Source organism: Streptomyces sp. rh34 (assembly GCF_002551245.1).
Lineage (GTDB): Bacteria > Actinomycetota > Actinomycetes > Streptomycetales > Streptomycetaceae > Streptomyces.
On sequence record NZ_NTGZ01000158.1, the window covers coordinates 1 to 17,836 of the forward strand.

Here is a 17,836-nt window from a genome sequence, read left to right on the forward strand (position 1 = left end):
GACAGGCCCAGTAGGCCCCGCCGCCCCCGGCCAGCAGCACGGCCGCGGCCACCGAGGCCACCGCGAGCGGCGGACGCCGCCGCCGGGGGCCGGTCACGTCGTTGTCGGGTCGCTCGGTGCTCACCGGATCGCTCCTTCGACTGCGTTGCCGTCGCGGTGCCTACCGCGTGTCTCCGGACGGGGACACCGGTGGGACGGAGCGGAGGAGCGTGCGGTTCCCGCGGCCGGGGCCGCCCGGACACGGGCCACCGTAAGGTTCCCGCCACAACCCGCACGGAAAGGCCGAAAAGTGATGTCGTCCGGCCCTGCCCGGCCGGTTCTCAGTCGCCGTACTCGGACATCGCGTCGATCAGCCGCGCCGACGAGGACGGGACCGTCACCCCGTTGATCAGGGACGGCTTCACCGGGACCGGGGCGTTCTTCGCGGGCGCCGTCCAGTGCGGCGCCATCCGCGCGCAGTCACCGCGCAGGGCGGCCAGGCTCAATTCCGACTCGGGCAGTGCGGTGTGCTTCGACATATCCGCACCGTAACCACGGTTTAGCTCAGGTAGAAAGCCCTACTATCGGGTAGTTTTCCCTTTTCCGGGCCCTCGGCTCACCCGGTAGCGTGAACTGTCACGTCGTCCCGGAGGGCGCACTCACGGCCCTTCGCCTTCCGCAGGAGCAGCCTCCCCGTGCGTATTGCAGTCACCGGCTCGATCGCCACTGACCACCTCATGACCTTCCCCGGCCGCTTCGCCGACCAGCTGGTCGCGGATCAGCTGCACACGGTCTCCCTCTCCTTCCTGGTCGACAACCTCGATGTCCGCCGGGGCGGTGTCGCCGCCAACATCTGCTTCGGGATGGGCCTGCTCGGCACCCGCCCGATCCTCGTCGGCGCCGCAGGGGCGGACTTCGACGAGTACCGCGCCTGGCTCGACCGGCACGGCGTCGAGACCGGCTCGGTCCGCATCTCCGAGGTGCTGCACACCGCCCGCTTCGTCTGCACCACCGACGCCGACCACAACCAGATCGGCTCCTTCTACACGGGCGCGATGAGCGAGGCCCGCCTCATCGAGCTGAAGAACGTCGCCGACCGCGTCGGCGGCCTCGACCTCGTCTCCATCGGAGCCGACGACCCCGAGGCGATGCTCCGCCACACCGAGGAGTGCCGCTCCCGGAACATCCCGTTCGCCGCGGACTTCTCGCAGCAGATCGCGCGGATGGACGGCGAGGAGATCCGCATCCTCCTCGACGGCGCCACCTACCTCTTCTCCAACGAGTACGAGAAGGGGCTCATCGAGTCCAAGACCGGCTGGAGCGACGAGGAGATCCTCGCCAAGGTCGGCCACCGCGTCACCACCCTCGGCGCCCGCGGTGTCCGGATCGAGCGGGTCGGCGAGCCGGTCATCGAGGTCGGCTGCCCTGAGGAGGACACCAAGGCCGACCCCACCGGCGTCGGCGACGCCTTCCGGGCCGGTTTCCTCTCCGGCCTCGCCTGGGGCGTCGGCCTGGAGCGCGCCGCCCAGGTCGGCTGCATGCTCGCCACCCTGGTCATCGAGACGGTCGGCACCCAGGAGTACACCCTGCGCCGCACCCACTTCATGGACCGCTTCACCAAGGCGTACGGCCACGAGGCCGCCGCCGAGGTCCGCCAGCACCTGGCGTGATCAGCTGAGCCGGCGGACCACATAGGCCGAGCCGCGGTCCGCCGGCTCCTCGCCCACGTACTCCTGGCCCCGCATCTCGCACCAGGCCGGGATGTCCAGGCGCGCCGCCTCGTCATCGGCGAGCACCGTCACCGTGGCGCCCACCGCTACCTCCCCGATCACCTTTGCGAGCTCGATCACCGGGATGGGGCAGCGCCGGCCCAGCGCGTCGACCACCAGGGACGCGGCGGGACCGGGGGAGGGGGGCGCGGAGACCGGGGCGCCGAGCCGTTCCCGTACCTCGGCGACCACCCCCGGAAGGATCTCCAGGAAGCGGTCCACGTCCGCCCCGGCCGTGCCAGGCGGCAGCGACACCCGGACGTTCCCCTCCGAGAGCACCCCCATCGCCTTCAGCACATGGCTCGGAATCAGGGTGCTGCTCGTGCAGGACGAGCCGGACGACACGGAGAACTCCCTCCGGTCCAGCTCGTGCAGCAGGGTCTCCCCGTCGACATAGAGACAGGAGAAGGTGACCAGATGCGGCAGCCGCCGCTCCGGATCGCCCACCACCTCGACGTCCGGCACCCGCGCGGCCACGACGGTCCGAATCCGGTCCACCAGGGCCCGCAGCCGCACCGACTCCGCCGCCGCCTCGCTCCGTACCGCGCGCAACGAGGCCGCCGCCGCCACGATCGCCGGCAGGTTCTCGAACCCCGCCGCCCGGCCCGACTCCCGCTCCCCGGCAGGGCCCTGGGGCGCGAAACGCACCCCCTTGCGGACCGCGAGCAGCCCGACCCCGGCGGGACCTCCCCACTTGTGCGCGCTCGCCGTCAGCAGCGACCAGCCGCCCGGGACCGGACCCCAGCCGAGCGACTGGGCCGCGTCCACCAGCAGCGGCACCCCGGCGTCCGCGCAGAGCGCGGCGACCTCCGCCACCGGCTGCTCGGTGCCCACCTCGTGGTTGGCCGACTGGAGGCAGGCCAGCGCGGTGTCCGCCCGCAGCGCCCGGCCGTACGCCGCCGGATCCACCGCCCCCGCGCGGTCCACCGGGACCTCGGTGAACGAGCCGCCCGCCGCCTCGTGGGCCGCCGCCGAATGGAGTACCGACGAGTGTTCGACCGCCGAGAGGGCCAGATGGCGGCCGACACGCCGACGTCCCGAAAGAGCCCCGGCAATTCCCGCGTGCACCGCCGTCGTCCCGGACGAGGTGAAGACCAGTTCGTCGGGGCGGCATCCGACGGACTCCGCGGCGGCCTCCCGGGCCGCGTCCAGGAGCAGCCGGGCCCGGCGCCCCTCCCGGTACAGGCGGGCGGGATCGGCCCAGCCCTCGTCGAGCGCGGCAAGCAGGGCCTGGCGTGCGACGGGGTGCAGGGGGGCGGCGGAGGCGGCATCGAAGTAGGGCACCCCGCCACGCTAGCCCGCACCCGGCCCCACCTCGCCGGGGCCCGTTCCTCCCGGACGGGCGAGTGGCCGTCAGATGGGGCCCGGAGCCCCGGATTCCACCCCATGGGCGTGTCGGGCGGCGCGTTGGGCACCCTCCCCGCGCGACCCCAAATAGCGTCCAGTAGGGTTTGGTCCGCATAAACATCCAAACCCCTGCCCGCGTCAGGGCCGGCGACCGACCAGAGACATACGGGCGCGCCGACCGTGCGGGCGAGACTCTCGGGAAGGCGCTACGTGAGTCCCAACGGCTCCGACCGCTCGTCGCGGCGCCCGATGCGGCGGAAGCTGCCGCAGGTGCTGACTGCGGGCCTGGTCCTGGCGACGGCCTCCGGTTGTTCATACAACTGGGAGGATTTCCCCCGCCTCGGAATGCCCACTCCGGTTACGGAAGAGGCCCCTCGGATCCTCTCCCTCTGGCAAGGCTCGTGGGCGGCAGCGCTCGTCACGGGTGTCCTTGTCTGGGGGCTGATCCTCTGGAGCGTCTTCTTCCACCGGCGTAGCCGGACCAAGGTGGAGGTACCTCCGCAGACCAGGTACAACATGCCCATCGAGGCGTTGTACACAGTGGTTCCCCTCATCATCGTCTCGGTGCTCTTCTACTTCACCGCGCGAGATGAGTCGAAGCTCCTCGAGCTCTCCGAGAAGCCCGCCCACACCATCAACGTGGTCGGCTTCCAGTGGAGCTGGGGCTTCAACTACATCGAGAAGGTGGATGGCCAGCCCGCTGCGGGCCCCGAGATCCCCAAGGAACTCGACGCCATCCCCGACCGGTTCCGCAAGGACTTCCCCGAGGGCGCCGGCGGCGTCCACGACGTGGGCATCCCCGGGACCCGCAATCCGCAGAACGGCAACCCGGGCCCGACCCTGTGGCTGCCGAAGGGTGAGAAGGTCCGTTTCGTCCTCACTTCGCGTGACGTCATCCACTCCTTCTGGGTGGTGCCGTTCCTCATGAAGCAGGACGTCATCCCGGGCCACACCAACGCGTTCGAGGTCACTCCCAACCGGGAGGGCACCTTCATGGGCAAGTGCGCCGAGCTCTGTGGCGCCGACCACTCCCGGATGCTCTTCAACGTCAAGGTCGTCTCCCCGGAGCGTTACCAGCAGCACCTCAAGGAGCTGGCTGAGAAGGGTCAGACGGGCTACGTGCCGGCAGGCATCGCGCAGACGGACCCGGCCAGGAATGCGGAGAAGAACCAACTGTGAGCATCCTCAACGAACCTCAGGGTGCCGCTCCGGCAGACGACTCGTACGAGGACGAGCTGCCCGTGCGGCGCAAGCAGCCGGGAAACATCGTCGTGACGTGGCTGACCACCACTGACCACAAGACGATCGGTACGCTCTACCTGGTCACGTCGTTCGTGTTCTTCTGCATCGGCGGACTCATGGCGCTCTTCATGCGCGCCGAGCTGGCCCGTCCGGGTACGCAGATCATGTCGAACGAGCAGTTCAACCAGGCGTTCACGATGCACGGCACGATCATGCTGCTGATGTTCGCGACGCCGCTGTTCGCCGGATTCGCCAACTGGATCATGCCGCTGCAGATCGGCGCGCCCGACGTGGCGTTCCCGCGGCTGAACATGTTCGCGTACTGGCTGTACCTCTTCGGCTCGCTCATCGCGGTGGCCGGCTTCCTCACCCCGCAGGGTGCGGCCGACTTCGGCTGGTTCGCCTACTCCCCGCTCTCGGACGCGGTCCGTTCGCCGGGCGTCGGCGCCGACATGTGGATCATGGGCCTGGCCTTCTCGGGCTTCGGCACGATCCTCGGCTCGGTCAACTTCATCACCACGATCATCTGCATGCGCGCACCCGGCATGACGATGTTCCGCATGCCGATCTTCACGTGGAACGTCCTGCTGACCGGTGTCCTGGTCCTGCTGGCCTTCCCCGTCCTCGCCGCGGCGCTCTTCGCGCTGGAGGCGGACCGAAAATTCGGTGCGCATATCTTCGACTCCGCCAACGGCGGCGCATTGCTCTGGCAACACCTCTTCTGGTTCTTCGGCCATCCAGAGGTGTACATCATCGCGTTGCCGTTCTTCGGAATCATTTCCGAGGTCATCCCGGTATTCAGCCGCAAGCCGATGTTCGGCTACATCGGTCTGATCTCCGCGACGATCGCCATCGCCGGCCTTTCCGTGACGGTGTGGGCCCACCACATGTACGTCACGGGCGGCGTGCTGTTGCCGTTCTTCTCCTTCATGACGTTCCTCATCGCCGTGCCAACAGGCGTGAAGTTCTTCAACTGGATCGGCACGATGTGGAAGGGATCGTTGTCCTTCGAGACACCGATGCTCTGGGCCGTCGGCTTCCTGATCACCTTCACCTTCGGTGGTCTGACCGGCGTCATCCTCGCCTCGCCCCCGATGGACTTCCACGTCTCGGACTCGTACTTCGTCGTCGCGCACTTCCACTACGTCATCTTCGGCACCGTGGTCTTCGCGATGTTCTCCGGATTCCACTTCTGGTGGCCGAAGTTCACCGGCAAGATGCTGGACGAGCGGCTCGGCAAGATCACGTTCTGGACGCTGTTCGTGGGATTCCACGGCACGTTCCTGGTGCAGCACTGGCTCGGCGCCGAGGGCATGCCCCGTCGTTACGCGGACTATCTCGACGCCGACGGCTTCACCGCGCTGAACACGATCTCGACGATCTCCTCGTTCCTCCTCGGCCTGTCGATGCTGCCGTTCTTCTACAACGTCTGGAAGACCGCGAAGTACGGCAAGAAGATCGAGGTCGACGACCCGTGGGGTTACGGCCGTTCGCTGGAGTGGGCGACCTCCTGCCCGCCGCCGCGGCACAACTTCCTCACGCTGCCGCGGATCCGTTCCGAATCCCCGGCGTTCGACCTGCACCACCCGGAGATCACGGCGCTCGAACAGCTCGATCACCTCTCCGAGTCGGACAAGGCCCTCGCCGGCGGCAAGGAGGCAGGCAAGTGAAGATCCAGGGACAGATGTTCATCTGGCTGAGCGTCTTCATCCTCGCCATGGCCGTCGTGTACGGCGTGTGGTCGAAGGAGCCGGTCGGCACCACGGCCCTCTTCCTGGCCTTCGGGCTGTCCATCATGATCGGCTTCTACCTGGCCTTCACGGCCAACCGGGTCGACGCCATGGCCCAGGACAACAAGGAAGCGGACGTCGCCGACGAGGCGGGCGAGCTGGGGTTCTTCTCCCCGCACAGCTGGCAGCCGCTCTCCCTGGCGGTCGGCGGAGCCTTCGCCTTCATGGGCGTCGTCTTCGGCTGGTGGCTGCTGTACTTCTCCGCCCCCCTCCTCCTGATCGGCCTCTTCGGCTGGGTCTTCGAGTACTACCGGGGCGAGAACCGCACCCAGTGACACCGCACCCCGTGACACCGCGCCGCCGGTGACACGCGTTACACCACGAAGGGCCCGCATCGCCGACAGCGACGCGGGCCCTTCGCTCGTTTGCAGTCACTGAACGCGCTGGAACGGATGAATCTTCTTAGCGTGGACGGCATGAACCACACGCCGCGCATCCGCACCGTTGTGAGCTGCACCCTGCTGGTCGTGACCCTCGCCGCGGGTGCGACCGCCTGTGGCTCGCCCGACGGCCACCCGCTCTCCACGAGGCCCTACGACGCGGGCGACCAGGTCTCCTTCAACGGCCCCTCCAAGGAGGAGAAGGCCGATCCCGACAAGCCCCTGGAAGTCACCGTCAAGGGCGACGACGGGCGCATCACCGACGTCAGCGCCGTGGACACCGGCGGCCGCCACCTCGCGGGAGAGCTCTCCGCCGACGGGAAACGCTGGCGCTCCACCGCCCCGCTCGCGGCCGGCACCGGATACACCGTCAGGGTCGCCACGGAGAACAGCGACGGCGCCCCAGGCGTCCGTACGCTCTCCTTCGACACCTCCTCGCCCAAGAAGTTGCTGAAGGTCGCCTTCGGCCCGGAGGCGGGCACCTACGGCGTCGGGCAGCCCATCACGGCGGAACTCAGCGCTCCGATCACCGACAAGGCGGCCAGGGCCACCGTCGAGCGCGCCCTGAAGGTCCGCTCCACCCCGGCGGTCACCGGGTCCTGGTACTGGGTCGACGACAAGAAGCTGCACTACCGCCCGAAGGAGTACTGGCCCGCGAACGCCTCGATCGAGGTCCGTTCCAACCTGGCGGGCATCAAGGTGACCAACGCGCTCTACGGAGCCGAGGCCAAGCCCCTGAAGCTCGCCACCGGCGACCGGATCGAGGCCGTCACCGACGCCGCGGACCACACCCTGACGGTGTACCGCAACGGAGAAGTGATCAATACCATTCCGGTCACCACCGGCAAGCCCGGCTTCTCCACCCGCAACGGGGTCAAGGTGGTGCTCGCCAAGGAGCAGTTCGTCCGTATGCGCGGGGAGAGCATCGGCATCGCCGCCGGTTCCTCGGAGTCGTACGACCTGCCGGTCTACTGGGCCACCCGGGTGACCTGGAGCGGCGAGTACGTCCACGCCGCCCCCTGGTCCACCGGCTCCCAGGGCAACGCCAACGTCAGCCACGGTTGCACCGGCATGAGCACCGGCAACGCCGAATGGTTCTTCGACACGGTGCGCGAGGGCGACATCGTCAAGGTCGTCGGCAGCGAGGGCGAGGACATGGACCCGTTCGGCAACGGGTTCGGCGACTGGAACCTCTCCTGGGAGAAGTGGCAGAAGGGCAGCGCCCTCCACGAGGGGGCGCCCGACAGCCCGCAGACGCTCCAGGCCGCCCGGCTGCGTCCCCACGTCTGACCCCGGGCCAGGAGTGCCTCGCGGCGCGGAACGTCCCTCAGCGGGCCACAGGAGCCCCTCAGGCCCCCACGGCGAGCCGGCGGCGCAGCAGCGCCGCCAGCGCGTCGGCGAACTCCACCGGGTCGACCGGGAGCGTCACGGCGGCCTCCGCCCGGCTCCAGGTGGCCAGCCACGCGTCCTGCGGGCGGCCGATCAGCAGGAGCACCGGCGGGCAGCGGAAGATCTCGTCCTTGATCTGGCGGCAGACGCCCATGCCGCCGATGGGAGCCGTCTCCCCGTCCAGCACACAGACGTCGACGCCGCCGTCGTCCAGCGCCTTGAGGACGGCAGGGAGCGTCGCGCACTCCAGGAACTCCACCGGTGGGACGTCCGCGGCAGGCCTGCGACCGGCTGCCAGCCTCACCTGCTCGCGGATGTTGGCGTCGTCGCTGTAGACCAGGACCGTGGCGGTCGCCTGCATTGTTCCTCCGTGACATCGACGTCGTCGGGGCTCTCGGGGCATGAACCGATGCGCGGATCGTACTCCGCCCGACCGGTCGTCAGCACCGGTAATGACGACGTTCCGATGGGCCGTTCGGCGCAGGGTGCGACCCCTGCAGACGGTACGGACACACCGAACGGCACCCCCCGGGGTGAGGGCGGGATAAGCGACCGACATAATGTCGGTCGTGGCGACAGCAACGACAGTAGAAACCGGGCACGCGCACCCGTCGGTCAATCGGCCGAACCTCACCAGCGTCGGAACCATCATCTGGTTGAGTTCCGAGCTGATGTTCTTCGCGGCCCTCTTCGCGATGTACTTCACCCTGCGATCGGTGATGGGACCCGATTACTGGAAGGAGATGTCCGATCATCTGAACTTCCCGTTCTCGGCGACGAACACCACGATCCTGGTGCTCTCCTCACTCACCTGCCAGCTCGGCGTCTTCGCCGCCGAGCGGGGCGATGTGAAGAAGCTCCGCACCTGGTTCATCATCACGTTCGTGATGGGTGCGATCTTCATCGGCGGCCAGGTCCTGGAGTACACCGAGCTGGTCAAGGACGCGGGGCTCTCCCTCTCGTCCGACCCGTACGGCTCGGTGTTCTACCTGACCACCGGCTTCCACGGTCTGCACGTGACAGGCGGTCTCATCGCCTTCCTGCTGGTCCTCGGCAGAACGTACGCGGCCAAGAGGTTCACCCACGATCAGGCCACCGCCGCCATCGTCGTGTCCTACTACTGGCACTTCGTCGATGTCGTATGGATCGGCCTGTTCGCAACGATCTACATGATCAAGTAACCGGGACTCGCACCCGCCCACCATCGACGCAGAAGATCCTGACACCGGGGTAATCCGTGAAAAAGCTCTCCGCACGACGACGCCATCCGCTGGCGGCGGTCGTCGTACTACTCCTCGCGCTGGCGGCTACCGGGGGGCTGTACGCCGCGTTTGCGCCTGCGGGCAAGGCGCAGGCCGATGAAACCGCCCAGTCCCTCGCCATCGAAGAGGGCAAGAAGCTCTACTCCGTAGGCTGCGCCAGCTGCCACGGAACCGGCGGTCAGGGCACCACCGACGGGCCGTCCCTCGTGGGCGTGGGCTCCGCCGCCGTCGACTTCCAGGTCGGTACGGGCCGTATGCCCGCGCAGCAGCCGGGCGCCCAGGTACCGAAGAAGAAGGTCATCTACACCCAGGCGGAGATCGACCAGCTCGCGGCGTACGTCGCGTCGCTCGGCGCCGGTCCCATCACGCCGACCGACAAGCAGGTCGACCCCGCGGGCGCGGACGTCGCCAACGGTGGCGAACTGTTCCGCACCAACTGTGCCCAGTGCCACAACTTCACCGGTAAGGGCGGAGCCCTGACGGAGGGCAAGTACGCACCTGACCTCGAAGGCGTGAGCGCGAAGCACATCTACGAGGCCATGCAGACCGGCCCGCAGAGCATGCCCTCCTTCCCCGACACGACGATGCCGGAGCAGGAGAAGAAGGACATCATCGCGTACATCGAGACCGTGAACGGTGACGAGACGGAGAGCCCCGGCGGCCTGGCCCTCGGCGGTCTCGGTCCGGTCAGCGAAGGTCTGTTCGCGTGGATCTTCGGACTCGGCGCGCTCGTCGCAGTCGCCGTTTGGGTCGCGGCCCACACCGCTAAGGCCAAGAAGTCATGAGTAGCCAACAGATTCCAGAAGACAACCTGCCCGTGGTGCAGGAGACCGCGCACGGCGCGGTGGAGCGTCACGACGACCCGTTCGCCGACCCGGGACTGCCGGCCCACCAGCCGCGCATCCAGGACCTCGACGAACGCGCCGCGAACCGCTCGGAACGCGCCGTCGCGTTCATGTTCACCCTCTCGATGCTGGCGACGGTGGGCTTCATCGCCTCCTACGTCATCTTCCCGGTGGACAAGATCGTCTACATCTGGCCCTTCGGCCACGTGAGCGCGCTCAACTTCTCCCTGGGTCTCACCCTGGGCGCGGCGCTCTTCTTCATCGGCGCGGGTGCCGTCCACTGGGCGCGCACCCTGATGTCCGACGTCGAGGTCGCCGCCGACCGCCACCCGATCGAGGCCCCGCCCGAGGTCAAGGCTCAGGTCCTGGCCGACTTCAAGGCAGGCGCCGAGGAGTCCGCGATCGGCCGGCGCAAGCTGATCCGCAACACCATGTTCGGCGCGCTGGCCCTGGTGCCGCTCTCCGGTGTGGTCCTGCTGCGCGACCTCGGTCCGCTGCCGGAGAAGAAGCTCCGGACCACCCTGTGGGCCGAGGGCAAGCAGCTCATCAACATGAACACGATGAAGCCGCTGCGCCCCGAGCACATCACCGTCGGGTCGCTGGCCTTCGCCATGCCCGAGGGGCTCGACCCGGAGTCGCACGACTTCCAGACGCAGATGGGCAAGGCGGCCCTGATGATCGTCCGTATCGAGCCGGACGACATCAAGGACAAGCGCCAGCGTGACTGGGCCCACGAGGGCATCGTCGCGTTCTCCAAGATCTGCACCCACGTCGGCTGCCCGATCAGCCTGTACGAGCAGCAGACCCACCACGTGCTCTGCCCGTGCCACCAGTCCACCTTCGACCTCTCCGACGGCGCTCGCGTCATCTTCGGTCCGGCCGGCCACGCCCTTCCGCAGCTGCGGATCGGTGTCAACAGCGAGGGCAACCTCGAGGCGCTCGGCGACTTCGACGAGCCCGTCGGTGCTGCCTTCTGGGAGCGCGGATGAGTACTGCACCGAAGAACCCCTCCGCCGCCGGACCGGCGAGCGGGCGCAAGGCTCCGGCCGGCGAGCGGGTGGCCGACTGGGCGGACGGCCGACTGGGCATCTACGGCCTCGCCAAGGCCAACATGCGCAAGATCTTCCCGGACCACTGGTCCTTCATGCTCGGTGAGGTCGCGCTCTACAGCTTCATCATCATCATCCTCACGGGTGTGTATCTGACGCTGTTCTTCCAGCCGAGCATGGGCGAGATCGTCTACCACGGTCCGTACGAGCCCATGCAGGGCATCCGGATGTCCGAGGCCTACGCCTCGACCCTGAAGATCAGCTTCGAGGTCCGCGGTGGTCTGCTCGTACGGCAGATCCACCACTGGGCCGCGCTGATCTTCCTGGCCGCCATGTTCGTGCACATGATGCGCGTCTTCTTCACGGGCGCGTTCCGCAAGCCGCGCGAGATCAACTGGCTCTTCGGCTTCCTGCTGTTCGTGCTCGGCATGTTCACCGGGTTCACCGGCTACTCCCTCCCGGACGACCTGCTCTCCGGTACGGGTGTCCGCTTCACCCAGGGCGCGATCCTGTCCGTGCCGATCGTCGGTACGTACATCTCGATGTTCCTGTTCGGCGGCGAGTTCCCCGGCCACGACTTCGTGGCCCGGTTCTACTCGATCCACATCCTGCTGCTGCCGGGCATCATGCTCGGCCTGCTGGTGGCGCACCTGATCCTGGTCTTCTACCACAAGCACACGCAGTTCGCGGGTCCCGGCCGGACCAACAAGAACGTCGTCGGCATGCCGCTGCTGCCCGTGTACATGGCGAAGGCCGGAGGGTTCTTCTTCCTCGTCTTCGGCGTCATCGCGGCCATCTCGGCCATCGCCACGATCAACCCGATCTGGGCGCTCGGTCCGTACCGGGTCGACCAGGTGTCCACCGGCGCCCAGCCCGACTGGTACATGGGCTTCGCCGAGGGCCTGGTCCGTGTGATGCCGGGCTGGGAGATCAACCTGTGGGGCCACACGCTCGCCCTGGGCGTGTTCATCCCGCTGGTCGGCTTCGGCGTGGTCCTCACCGCGATCGCGGTGTACCCGTTCATCGAGTCCTGGATCACCGGCGACAAGCGCGAGCACCACATCCTGGACCGTCCGCGCAACGCCCCGACCCGTACGGGCTTCGGCGTCGCCTGGATCACGGCGTACTTCATCGGCCTCGTCGGCGGTGGAAACGACCTGTGGGCCACGCACTTCCACCTGTCGATCAACGCCATCACCTGGTTCGTCCGGATCTTCTTCTTCGTCGGACCGGTCATCGCGTTCATCGTCACCAAGCGGATCTGCCTCGGCCTCCAGCGCCGCGACCGGGAGAAGGTGCTGCACGGTCGCGAGACCGGCATCATCAAGCGCCTGCCGCACGGTGAGTTCGTCGAGATCCACGAGCCGCTCAGCCCCGAGCAGCTGCACACGCTCACGGCGCACGAGCAGTACCAGCCGCTCGAACTCGGCCCCGCGGTCGACGAGAACGGCGTCAAGCGCAAGATCTCCCCGGTGCAGAAGCTGCGCGCCAAGCTCAGCAAGGGGTACTTCGCCGACGGGAACCAGATCCCCAAGGCGACCCCGGAGGAGTACAAGGAGATCAGCGAGAGCCACAGCCACCACTGATCACCTGAAACGGTCGCCACCGTGAGAGCCCCGTCCATTCGATGGACGGGGCTCTTCGCGGTCCCCTCGGCTGGATAGGGTGGAGCCAACTTTCCTGACCGGCTGTGGACCCTGGAGCGGACCATGAACGTGGTGACCCCGAGCGGCGGCGACAGCGTGGCGGACCGGTCCTGGCCCGGCCTCCTGAACCCCCTCCTGCGCGGCGAGAACCTCAGTTCCGAGGAGACCGCCTGGGCCATGGACCGCATCATGAGCGGCGAGGCCACCGACGCTCAGATCGCCGGGTTCGCCGTCGCGCTGCGGGCCAAGGGCGAGACCGTCGACGAGGTCACCGGTCTGGTCCGGGCGATGTACGCCCACGCCAACACCATCCATGTGCCGGGCCGCACCGTCGACATCGTCGGCACCGGCGGCGACCTCGCCAGGACGGTCAACATCTCGACCATGTCCGCGATCGTCATCGCCGGCACCGGCGCGAAGGTCGTCAAGCACGGCAACCGGGCCGCTTCCTCCGCGAGCGGCTCCTCCGACGTGCTGGAGAAGCTCGGCGTCAACCTGGAGCTGACCCCGCAGCGGGTCGTCGAGGTCGCCGAAGCGGCGGGCATCACCTTCTGCTTCGCCGTGAAGTTCCACCCCGCCCTGCGGTACGCCGCCAAGGCCCGCAAGGAACTCGGCGCGCAGACCACGTTCAACATCCTGGGCCCCCTCACCAACCCGGCCCAGGTCCGCGCCCAGGCGGTCGGCGTCGCCGACGCCCGGATGGCGCCCATCGTCGCGGGCGTCCTCGCCGACCGGGGCAACTCCGCGCTGGTCTTCCGCGGCGACGACGGGCTCGACGAGCTGACCACCACCGCCACCTCCCGGGTCTGGGTGGTCCGCGACGGCGCGGTCCGCGAGGAGCCCTTCGACCCGCGCGACGTCGGGCTGCCCATCGTCCCCGTCGAGGCGCTGCGCGGCGCCGACGCCTCGTACAACGCCGATGTGGCCCGTCGCCTGCTGGACGGCGAGGGCGGCGCGGTACGGGAGGCGGTGCTGCTCAACTCGGCGGCGGCCCTGGTCGCCCTGGACCCGGGTCCCGGCACGCTGACCGAACAGCTCGCGGCGAAGATCCTCGTCGCGGCCGAGGCCATCGACTCCGGAGCCGCCAAGCGGGCCCTGGAGCGCTGGGTGGCCGCCAGCAACGCCTGACGCGCCGCGGAGACGTCTCCGGGGTACACGGTGTGACGCGGGGCGCAGTCCGGATGCCGGACTGCGCCCTTGCGCGTGTACGCACGTATGGCAAGATGCTGCGCAGGTCATGAGTGACAGCGACTACGGCCCCGGCCCGCTGTCCGGCAACCCTCCGTCCGTGGCGGGGTGCCCCGGGTGAAGACCAGGCCGCAGGCAGCGAGGTCTGCGGCAAGCGCGGGCCCCTCGGCATCCAGCGGATGCCAGCCCCCGGGGTCCTGGTCCCTAGGGAGCCTTCTGTGAGCAAGCGAATGCGCTAGGGCTGAACGCCCTCCTTCCGCGCACCCTTTTTCTTCCCCCTGCGCTGCCGCGTACTGCCGGCGCATGGATTTCGCCTGCCTGTTACGGGAGTTCGCCATGTCTGTCCCCACCGCTGCCCTCGACTCGTCGGTTTGTGCCCCGCTGCCCGTTCTGGGGCAGAACGTCACCGTCCCGCTCGTCACCGGCGGTGAGGTCACCTACGCCGCGCTCGACTACGCCGCCAGCGCCCCGGCCCTGCAGCGGGTCTGGGACGACGTCGCCGCGTACGCCCCGTACTACGGCAGCGTCCACCGGGGCGCCGGCTACCTCTCGCAGCTCTCCACCGACCTCTTCGAGAACAGCCGCCGTACGGTCGCGGAGTTCCTCGGCTGCCGCGCGGAGGACCAGGTGGTCTTCACCCGCTCCACGACCGACTCCCTCAACCTGCTGGCCGCCGCGCTCCCCGCCGACTGCCAGGTCTTCGTCTACGAGACCGAGCACCACGCGTCCCTGCTGCCCTGGCGCGACGCCCGGGTCACCTATCTCGACGCGCCCCGCACCCCGGCCCAGGCCGTCGAGACCCTGGAGCGCGCGCTCGCCGACCGCGACCCCTACGGCCCCGCCCTCGTCTGCGTCACCGGCGCGTCCAACGTGACCGGCGAGCTGTGGCCGGTGAGGGAACTGGCCGCCGCCGCCCACGCGCACGGCGCCCGTATCGTCCTCGACGCCGCCCAGCTGGCCCCGCACCACCCCGTGGACATCGCCGAACTGGACGTCGACTGGGTCGCGTTCTCCGGCCACAAGCTGTACGCGCCCTTCGGCTCGGGGGTCCTGGCCGGCCGCGCCGACTGGCTCCGGGCCGCCGAGCCGTACCTCGCCGGCGGCGGCGCGTCCCGTACGGTCGCCCGGCGCGCCGACGGTGGCGTGGACGTCGACTGGCACACCACGGCCGCCCGCCACGAGGCCGGTTCGCCCAACGTCATCGGCGTCTACTCCATCGCCTCCGCCTGCAAGGCCCTGACCGAGGCGGGCTTCGAGGGCCTGGTCGCCCGGGAGCAGGAGCTGGTGAGCCGGGTCCGCGAGGGGCTCGCCGAGGTGCCCGAGGTGCGGGTGCTCTCGCTGTTCGGCGACGACGCCCCCCGGGTCGGCGTCATCTCCTTCGTGGTGCGCGGCTGGAACAGCTCGCACTTCGCCGCCGCCCTCTCCGCCGAGTACGGCATCGGCGTGCGCGACGGCCTCTTCTGTGCCCACCCGCTGGTGCGCACCCTGCTCGGCAGCGACCCGCAGGACCCGGGCGAGTGCGGCGCGCCGGAGGCGGAGCCGGGCGAACGCTCGCTCAACGCGATCCGCGTCAGCTTCGGCGCCGGTACGCCCGACGAGCACATCGACCGATTCCTGCGCGCGGTCTCCGAGCTGGTCCGCGAGGGAGCCCGGTGGAACTACCGGACCGAGGACGGCCGCTGCGTCCCGGACCGAGGCGAAGCCGCCCAGCTCTGAGACACGTCCTGATGAAACACCTCGGCCGGGGACAGGCGCGCTGCCTGTCCCCGGCCGAGGCGCGTCGCCGGGGCGCCTACACGTCGAGGCCGATGGAGAAGGCCGCTTCCAGGTCGTGCTGGGAGTACGTACGGAACGCCACGTGGGTGTCGGTGCCCTCGACGCCCGGGATCTTGCTGATCCGGCCGGGGATGACATCGGCGAGGTCGTCGTGCTTGGCGACCCGGACCATGGCGATCAGGTCGTGGCTGCCGGTGACGGAGAAGACCTCGCTGACGCTGTCCAGCGCGGCGATGGCCTCGGCGATCTCCGGAATCCGGTCCACGCTGGTCTTGATGAGCACGATCGCGGTGATCACGGCTGGCTGTCTCCCTCGGTGGCCGTGGCTGGAACCTTCACTCTAGCCGTACGCCCATAACGTCCCCAGGCGTAGAGGAACCCGGCCGCGAAGCCCGCCACATGCGCCAGATACGCCACCCCGGGACCGCTGCCCGCCCCCTGCGCCGCCGCCCACTGGAGCCCGAACCAGAAGGCCAGCACGATCCAGGCGGGGAAGCGCAGCGGCAGGAAGAAGAGAAACGGGAACAGGCTGGTCACCCGGGTCCTGGGGAACAGGTACAGGAACGCCCCGAGCACCGCGGAGATCGCCCCCGACGCCCCGACCAGCGTCTGCTCGGAGTCGGCGTGCGCCGCCGCGTAGCAGACCAGGGCCACATAGCCGCAGCCCAGGTAGAACAGGGCGAACCGCACCCGGCCCATGCGCTCCTCGGCCATCGCGCCGAACACGTACAGGAACAGCAGGTTCCCCAGCAGGTGCAGCCAGCTGCCGTGCACGAACAGCGCCGTGAACGGTGTGATCAGCGCGTGCGCCGACCCCTCCCACAGCTCGGCGGGGATCACCCCCCACCGCTCGAAATACCCCGCCTGAGCGGCGAGCAGCGCGTCCTCGCTCCGGTGGGCGGCACCGCCGAACCCGGAGAGCGGGCTGATCAGGAAGATCACGCCGCAGGCGCCGATCAGTCCGTAGGTGACCGGGGCGCCGCTCGACGCCGCCGCCTCCCGGATCCTCCGGGCCGTGGTCCGCCAGTCGGCCTGCCGCCACTCGATCATGTACAGAGCATGACGTACCGGTGGGGGACCGGGACGGAGCGCCTCGCCGTGCCGGTGCCCGTACGCGAGGCCGTAGGGTTACGCCAGGACTTCCGCAGTTCGACGGCGCACCGCGAGATCCTTGACGTAGACAGGCGGAGTCGCGGCGGCGCGCCCGGCGCGGGCTCCTGGAGACGACGAAAGAGGACGCAACGATGACGACGGTTCCCCTGCCGACGGACGGGACGCGCTGGCGCTGCACGCTGTGCGGCAATCTCACGCGCTTCGACGTGACCCGCTCCTCCAAGGTCGTGGAGTACGTGCACCTCGACCTGGCCGGTGAGTCGAGTGTCGAGGAGCGGGAGGTCGTCAGTGAGACCATCGAGTCGGTCCGCTGCCGTTGGTGCAACGCGGTGGACCAGATCGAACTGGTGGACAGGCCGGGTGCCGCTTCCTGAGGGAGCGCACCCATCACACATCTATGGGGTGACGGACGGTGGATCAGCCGACCAGCGGCGCCGGACCGGCCGATGAGGCCGACGGCGGTGCAGAGGCGCTCGGCCGTCCGCTGCCCGAGGGTGTGCGACGGCGGGTCGTCGCGCTGGTCGCGGACGCCTTCGGTGGACTGACCGTCGCCGAACTGCCCGCCCAGCTACGACAGTACGCCCGGTTCACCCCGACCCGGCGGGCGAAGTTCGCGGGAAACGCGATGGCCGCCGCGCTGGAGAGCGACGCCCTCTTCCGGCAGCGCATCGGTGAGCGGCTCGGCCAGTCCCAGCCCGAGCTGACCGGCGCGCTGGAAGCCGGCTCGCCGCCCGCCGCCGCCGATCCCCTCGATGTGGCCGCGGCCGCCTACGTGCTGCGCCCGGTGGGCTGGGTCAAGCTGGTCGAATCGGCCGGCGAGGAGGTCCAGCGCGCCGACGCGGAACGGGCCGACGAGGAGACCCGGCGCGAACTGGAGCACCTGCGCGAGGAGCTGGAGCGGGCCCGTGCCCACACCCGCGCCGAGACCGAGCGGCTGCGCACCGAGCTGGAGGCGGCCCGCAAGGAGGCCGAGTCGCTGCACCGCAAGCTGCGCAGCGCCCTCAGCGAGGTGAAGCGCGGCGAGGCGGCCCTGCGCCTGTCTCTTATACACATCTCTGAGC

General features: G+C 69.2%; 17 protein-coding genes, 1 pseudogene and 1 riboswitch. Of the genes and pseudogenes, 13 read left to right on the forward strand and 5 right to left on the reverse strand.

What is annotated here, in order from left to right:
* Positions 1–320: 320 nt before the first annotated feature.
* Entirely contained in the window at positions 321–518 is a 198-nt protein-coding gene (locus tag CR470_RS25020) for a hypothetical protein (RefSeq protein ID WP_097869794.1), read from the reverse strand.
* Between the two features lie 156 nt (positions 519–674).
* Here CR470_RS25020 and CR470_RS25025 point away from each other — a divergent pair, with 156 nt between their 5' ends.
* Positions 675–1,649 carry a carbohydrate kinase family protein gene (locus CR470_RS25025; RefSeq protein ID WP_097869795.1) on the forward strand — a complete coding sequence of 325 codons (975 nt, stop codon included), beginning with the start codon at positions 675–677 and terminating at the stop codon, positions 1,647–1,649.
* On the opposite strand, the gene CR470_RS25030 is transcribed toward CR470_RS25025, so the two are convergent.
* A complete protein-coding gene (locus CR470_RS25030) occupies positions 1,650–3,032 on the reverse strand; it encodes a cysteine desulfurase/sulfurtransferase TusA family protein (protein WP_097869796.1) in 1,383 nt (460 codons plus the stop codon).
* A 273-nt stretch (positions 3,033–3,305) separates the two neighbouring features.
* On the opposite strand from CR470_RS25030, the gene ctaC reads away from it, so the two are divergent.
* The 4 genes from ctaC to CR470_RS25050 all read left to right on the forward strand — a co-directional run bounded on the left by ctaC (position 3,306) and on the right by CR470_RS25050 (position 7,797).
* On the forward strand, positions 3,306–4,274 hold the full coding sequence (gene ctaC, locus CR470_RS25035; RefSeq protein ID WP_097869797.1) for an aa3-type cytochrome oxidase subunit II: 969 nt from the start codon (positions 3,306–3,308) through the stop codon (positions 4,272–4,274).
* On the forward strand, positions 4,271–6,007 hold the full coding sequence (gene ctaD / locus CR470_RS25040) for an aa3-type cytochrome oxidase subunit I (protein ID WP_097869798.1): 1,737 nt from the start codon (positions 4,271–4,273) through the stop codon (positions 6,005–6,007). Before ctaC ends, ctaD begins: the two co-directional genes overlap by 4 nt.
* Entirely contained in the window at positions 6,004–6,402 is a 399-nt protein-coding gene (locus CR470_RS25045) for a cytochrome c oxidase subunit 4 (RefSeq protein WP_007451224.1), read from the forward strand. The genes ctaD and CR470_RS25045 overlap by 4 nt, the downstream gene beginning before the upstream one ends.
* Positions 6,403–6,543: 141 nt before the next feature.
* Complete coding sequence (locus tag CR470_RS25050) at positions 6,544–7,797, forward strand: L,D-transpeptidase (RefSeq protein ID WP_097869807.1); 1,254 nt, start codon at positions 6,544–6,546, stop codon at positions 7,795–7,797.
* A 58-nt stretch (positions 7,798–7,855) separates the two neighbouring features.
* Here the strand turns inward: CR470_RS25050 and CR470_RS25055 are convergent, their stop codons facing one another.
* Positions 7,856–8,257: a response regulator transcription factor gene (locus CR470_RS25055; RefSeq protein WP_097869799.1), complete on the reverse strand. Its 402-nt coding sequence runs from the start codon at positions 8,255–8,257 to the stop codon at positions 7,856–7,858.
* 199 nt (positions 8,258–8,456) lie between these two features.
* On the opposite strand from CR470_RS25055, the gene ctaE reads away from it, so the two are divergent.
* The 6 genes from ctaE to CR470_RS25085 all read left to right on the forward strand — a co-directional run bounded on the left by ctaE (position 8,457) and on the right by CR470_RS25085 (position 15,602).
* The gene (gene ctaE, locus CR470_RS25060; RefSeq protein WP_003969635.1) at positions 8,457–9,077 is read left to right on the forward strand and encodes an aa3-type cytochrome oxidase subunit III; all 621 of its coding nucleotides are present in this window, start codon (positions 8,457–8,459) and stop codon (positions 9,075–9,077) included.
* Positions 9,078–9,133: 56 nt separating this feature from the next.
* On the forward strand, positions 9,134–9,943 hold the full coding sequence (gene qcrC, locus CR470_RS25065) for a cytochrome bc1 complex diheme cytochrome c subunit (protein WP_097869800.1): 810 nt from the start codon (positions 9,134–9,136) through the stop codon (positions 9,941–9,943).
* Positions 9,940–10,992 carry a cytochrome bc1 complex Rieske iron-sulfur subunit gene (gene qcrA, locus CR470_RS25070; protein WP_097869801.1) on the forward strand — a complete coding sequence of 351 codons (1,053 nt, stop codon included), beginning with the start codon at positions 9,940–9,942 and terminating at the stop codon, positions 10,990–10,992. The genes qcrC and qcrA overlap by 4 nt, the downstream gene beginning before the upstream one ends.
* Positions 10,989–12,638, forward strand: a complete 1,650-nt coding sequence (gene qcrB, locus CR470_RS25075; RefSeq protein WP_097869802.1) for a cytochrome bc1 complex cytochrome b subunit — start codon at positions 10,989–10,991, stop codon at positions 12,636–12,638. Before qcrA ends, qcrB begins: the two co-directional genes overlap by 4 nt.
* A 123-nt stretch (positions 12,639–12,761) precedes the next feature.
* Positions 12,762–13,826, forward strand: coding sequence for an anthranilate phosphoribosyltransferase (gene trpD, locus CR470_RS25080; protein ID WP_097869803.1), 1,065 nt, complete (start codon positions 12,762–12,764; stop codon positions 13,824–13,826).
* Between the two features lie 105 nt (positions 13,827–13,931).
* A riboswitch (SAM riboswitch) is annotated at positions 13,932–14,049 on the forward strand.
* A 173-nt stretch (positions 14,050–14,222) separates the two neighbouring features.
* Positions 14,223–15,602 carry an aminotransferase class V-fold PLP-dependent enzyme gene (locus CR470_RS25085; RefSeq protein WP_097869804.1) on the forward strand — a complete coding sequence of 460 codons (1,380 nt, stop codon included), beginning with the start codon at positions 14,223–14,225 and terminating at the stop codon, positions 15,600–15,602.
* Positions 15,603–15,678: 76 nt separating this feature from the next.
* Here the strand turns inward: CR470_RS25085 and CR470_RS25090 are convergent, their stop codons facing one another.
* Together CR470_RS25090 and CR470_RS25095 are read right to left on the reverse strand one after the other, a co-directional pair.
* Positions 15,679–15,960: an Lrp/AsnC family transcriptional regulator gene (locus CR470_RS25090; RefSeq protein ID WP_097869805.1), complete on the reverse strand. Its 282-nt coding sequence runs from the start codon at positions 15,958–15,960 to the stop codon at positions 15,679–15,681.
* Positions 15,957–16,712, reverse strand: coding sequence for a rhomboid family intramembrane serine protease (locus CR470_RS25095; protein ID WP_097869806.1), 756 nt, complete (start codon positions 16,710–16,712; stop codon positions 15,957–15,959). The genes CR470_RS25090 and CR470_RS25095 overlap by 4 nt, the downstream gene beginning before the upstream one ends.
* Before the next feature lie 194 nt (positions 16,713–16,906).
* On the opposite strand from CR470_RS25095, the gene CR470_RS25100 reads away from it, so the two are divergent.
* Positions 16,907–17,149: a hypothetical protein gene (locus tag CR470_RS25100; protein ID WP_015608051.1), complete on the forward strand. Its 243-nt coding sequence runs from the start codon at positions 16,907–16,909 to the stop codon at positions 17,147–17,149.
* A 38-nt stretch (positions 17,150–17,187) separates the two neighbouring features.
* A pseudogene (locus CR470_RS25105) lies at positions 17,188–17,836 on the forward strand (NYN domain-containing protein); the annotation flags it as partial.

Bases quoted from the DNA above. Each gene is read 5' to 3' on its own strand.
- CR470_RS25085 (WP_097869804.1), top strand. From the start codon at position 14,223: ATGTCTGTCCCCACCGCTGCCCTCGACTCGTCGGTTTGTGCCCCGCTG.
- ctaE (WP_003969635.1), top strand. From the start codon at position 8,457: ATGTCGGTCGTGGCGACAGCAACGACAGTAGAAACCGGGCACGCGCAC.
- CR470_RS25100 (WP_015608051.1), top strand. From the start codon at position 16,907: ATGACGACGGTTCCCCTGCCGACGGACGGGACGCGCTGGCGCTGCACG.
- CR470_RS25020 (WP_097869794.1), bottom strand. From the start codon at position 518: ATGTCGAAGCACACCGCACTGCCCGAGTCGGAATTGAGCCTGGCCGCC.
- qcrB (WP_097869802.1), top strand. From the start codon at position 10,989: ATGAGTACTGCACCGAAGAACCCCTCCGCCGCCGGACCGGCGAGCGGG.
- qcrA (WP_097869801.1), top strand. From the start codon at position 9,940: ATGAGTAGCCAACAGATTCCAGAAGACAACCTGCCCGTGGTGCAGGAG.
- trpD (WP_097869803.1), top strand. From the start codon at position 12,762: ATGAACGTGGTGACCCCGAGCGGCGGCGACAGCGTGGCGGACCGGTCC.
- CR470_RS25055 (WP_097869799.1), bottom strand. From the start codon at position 8,257: ATGCAGGCGACCGCCACGGTCCTGGTCTACAGCGACGACGCCAACATC.
- CR470_RS25050 (WP_097869807.1), top strand. From the start codon at position 6,544: ATGAACCACACGCCGCGCATCCGCACCGTTGTGAGCTGCACCCTGCTG.
- CR470_RS25095 (WP_097869806.1), bottom strand. From the start codon at position 16,712: ATGATCGAGTGGCGGCAGGCCGACTGGCGGACCACGGCCCGGAGGATC.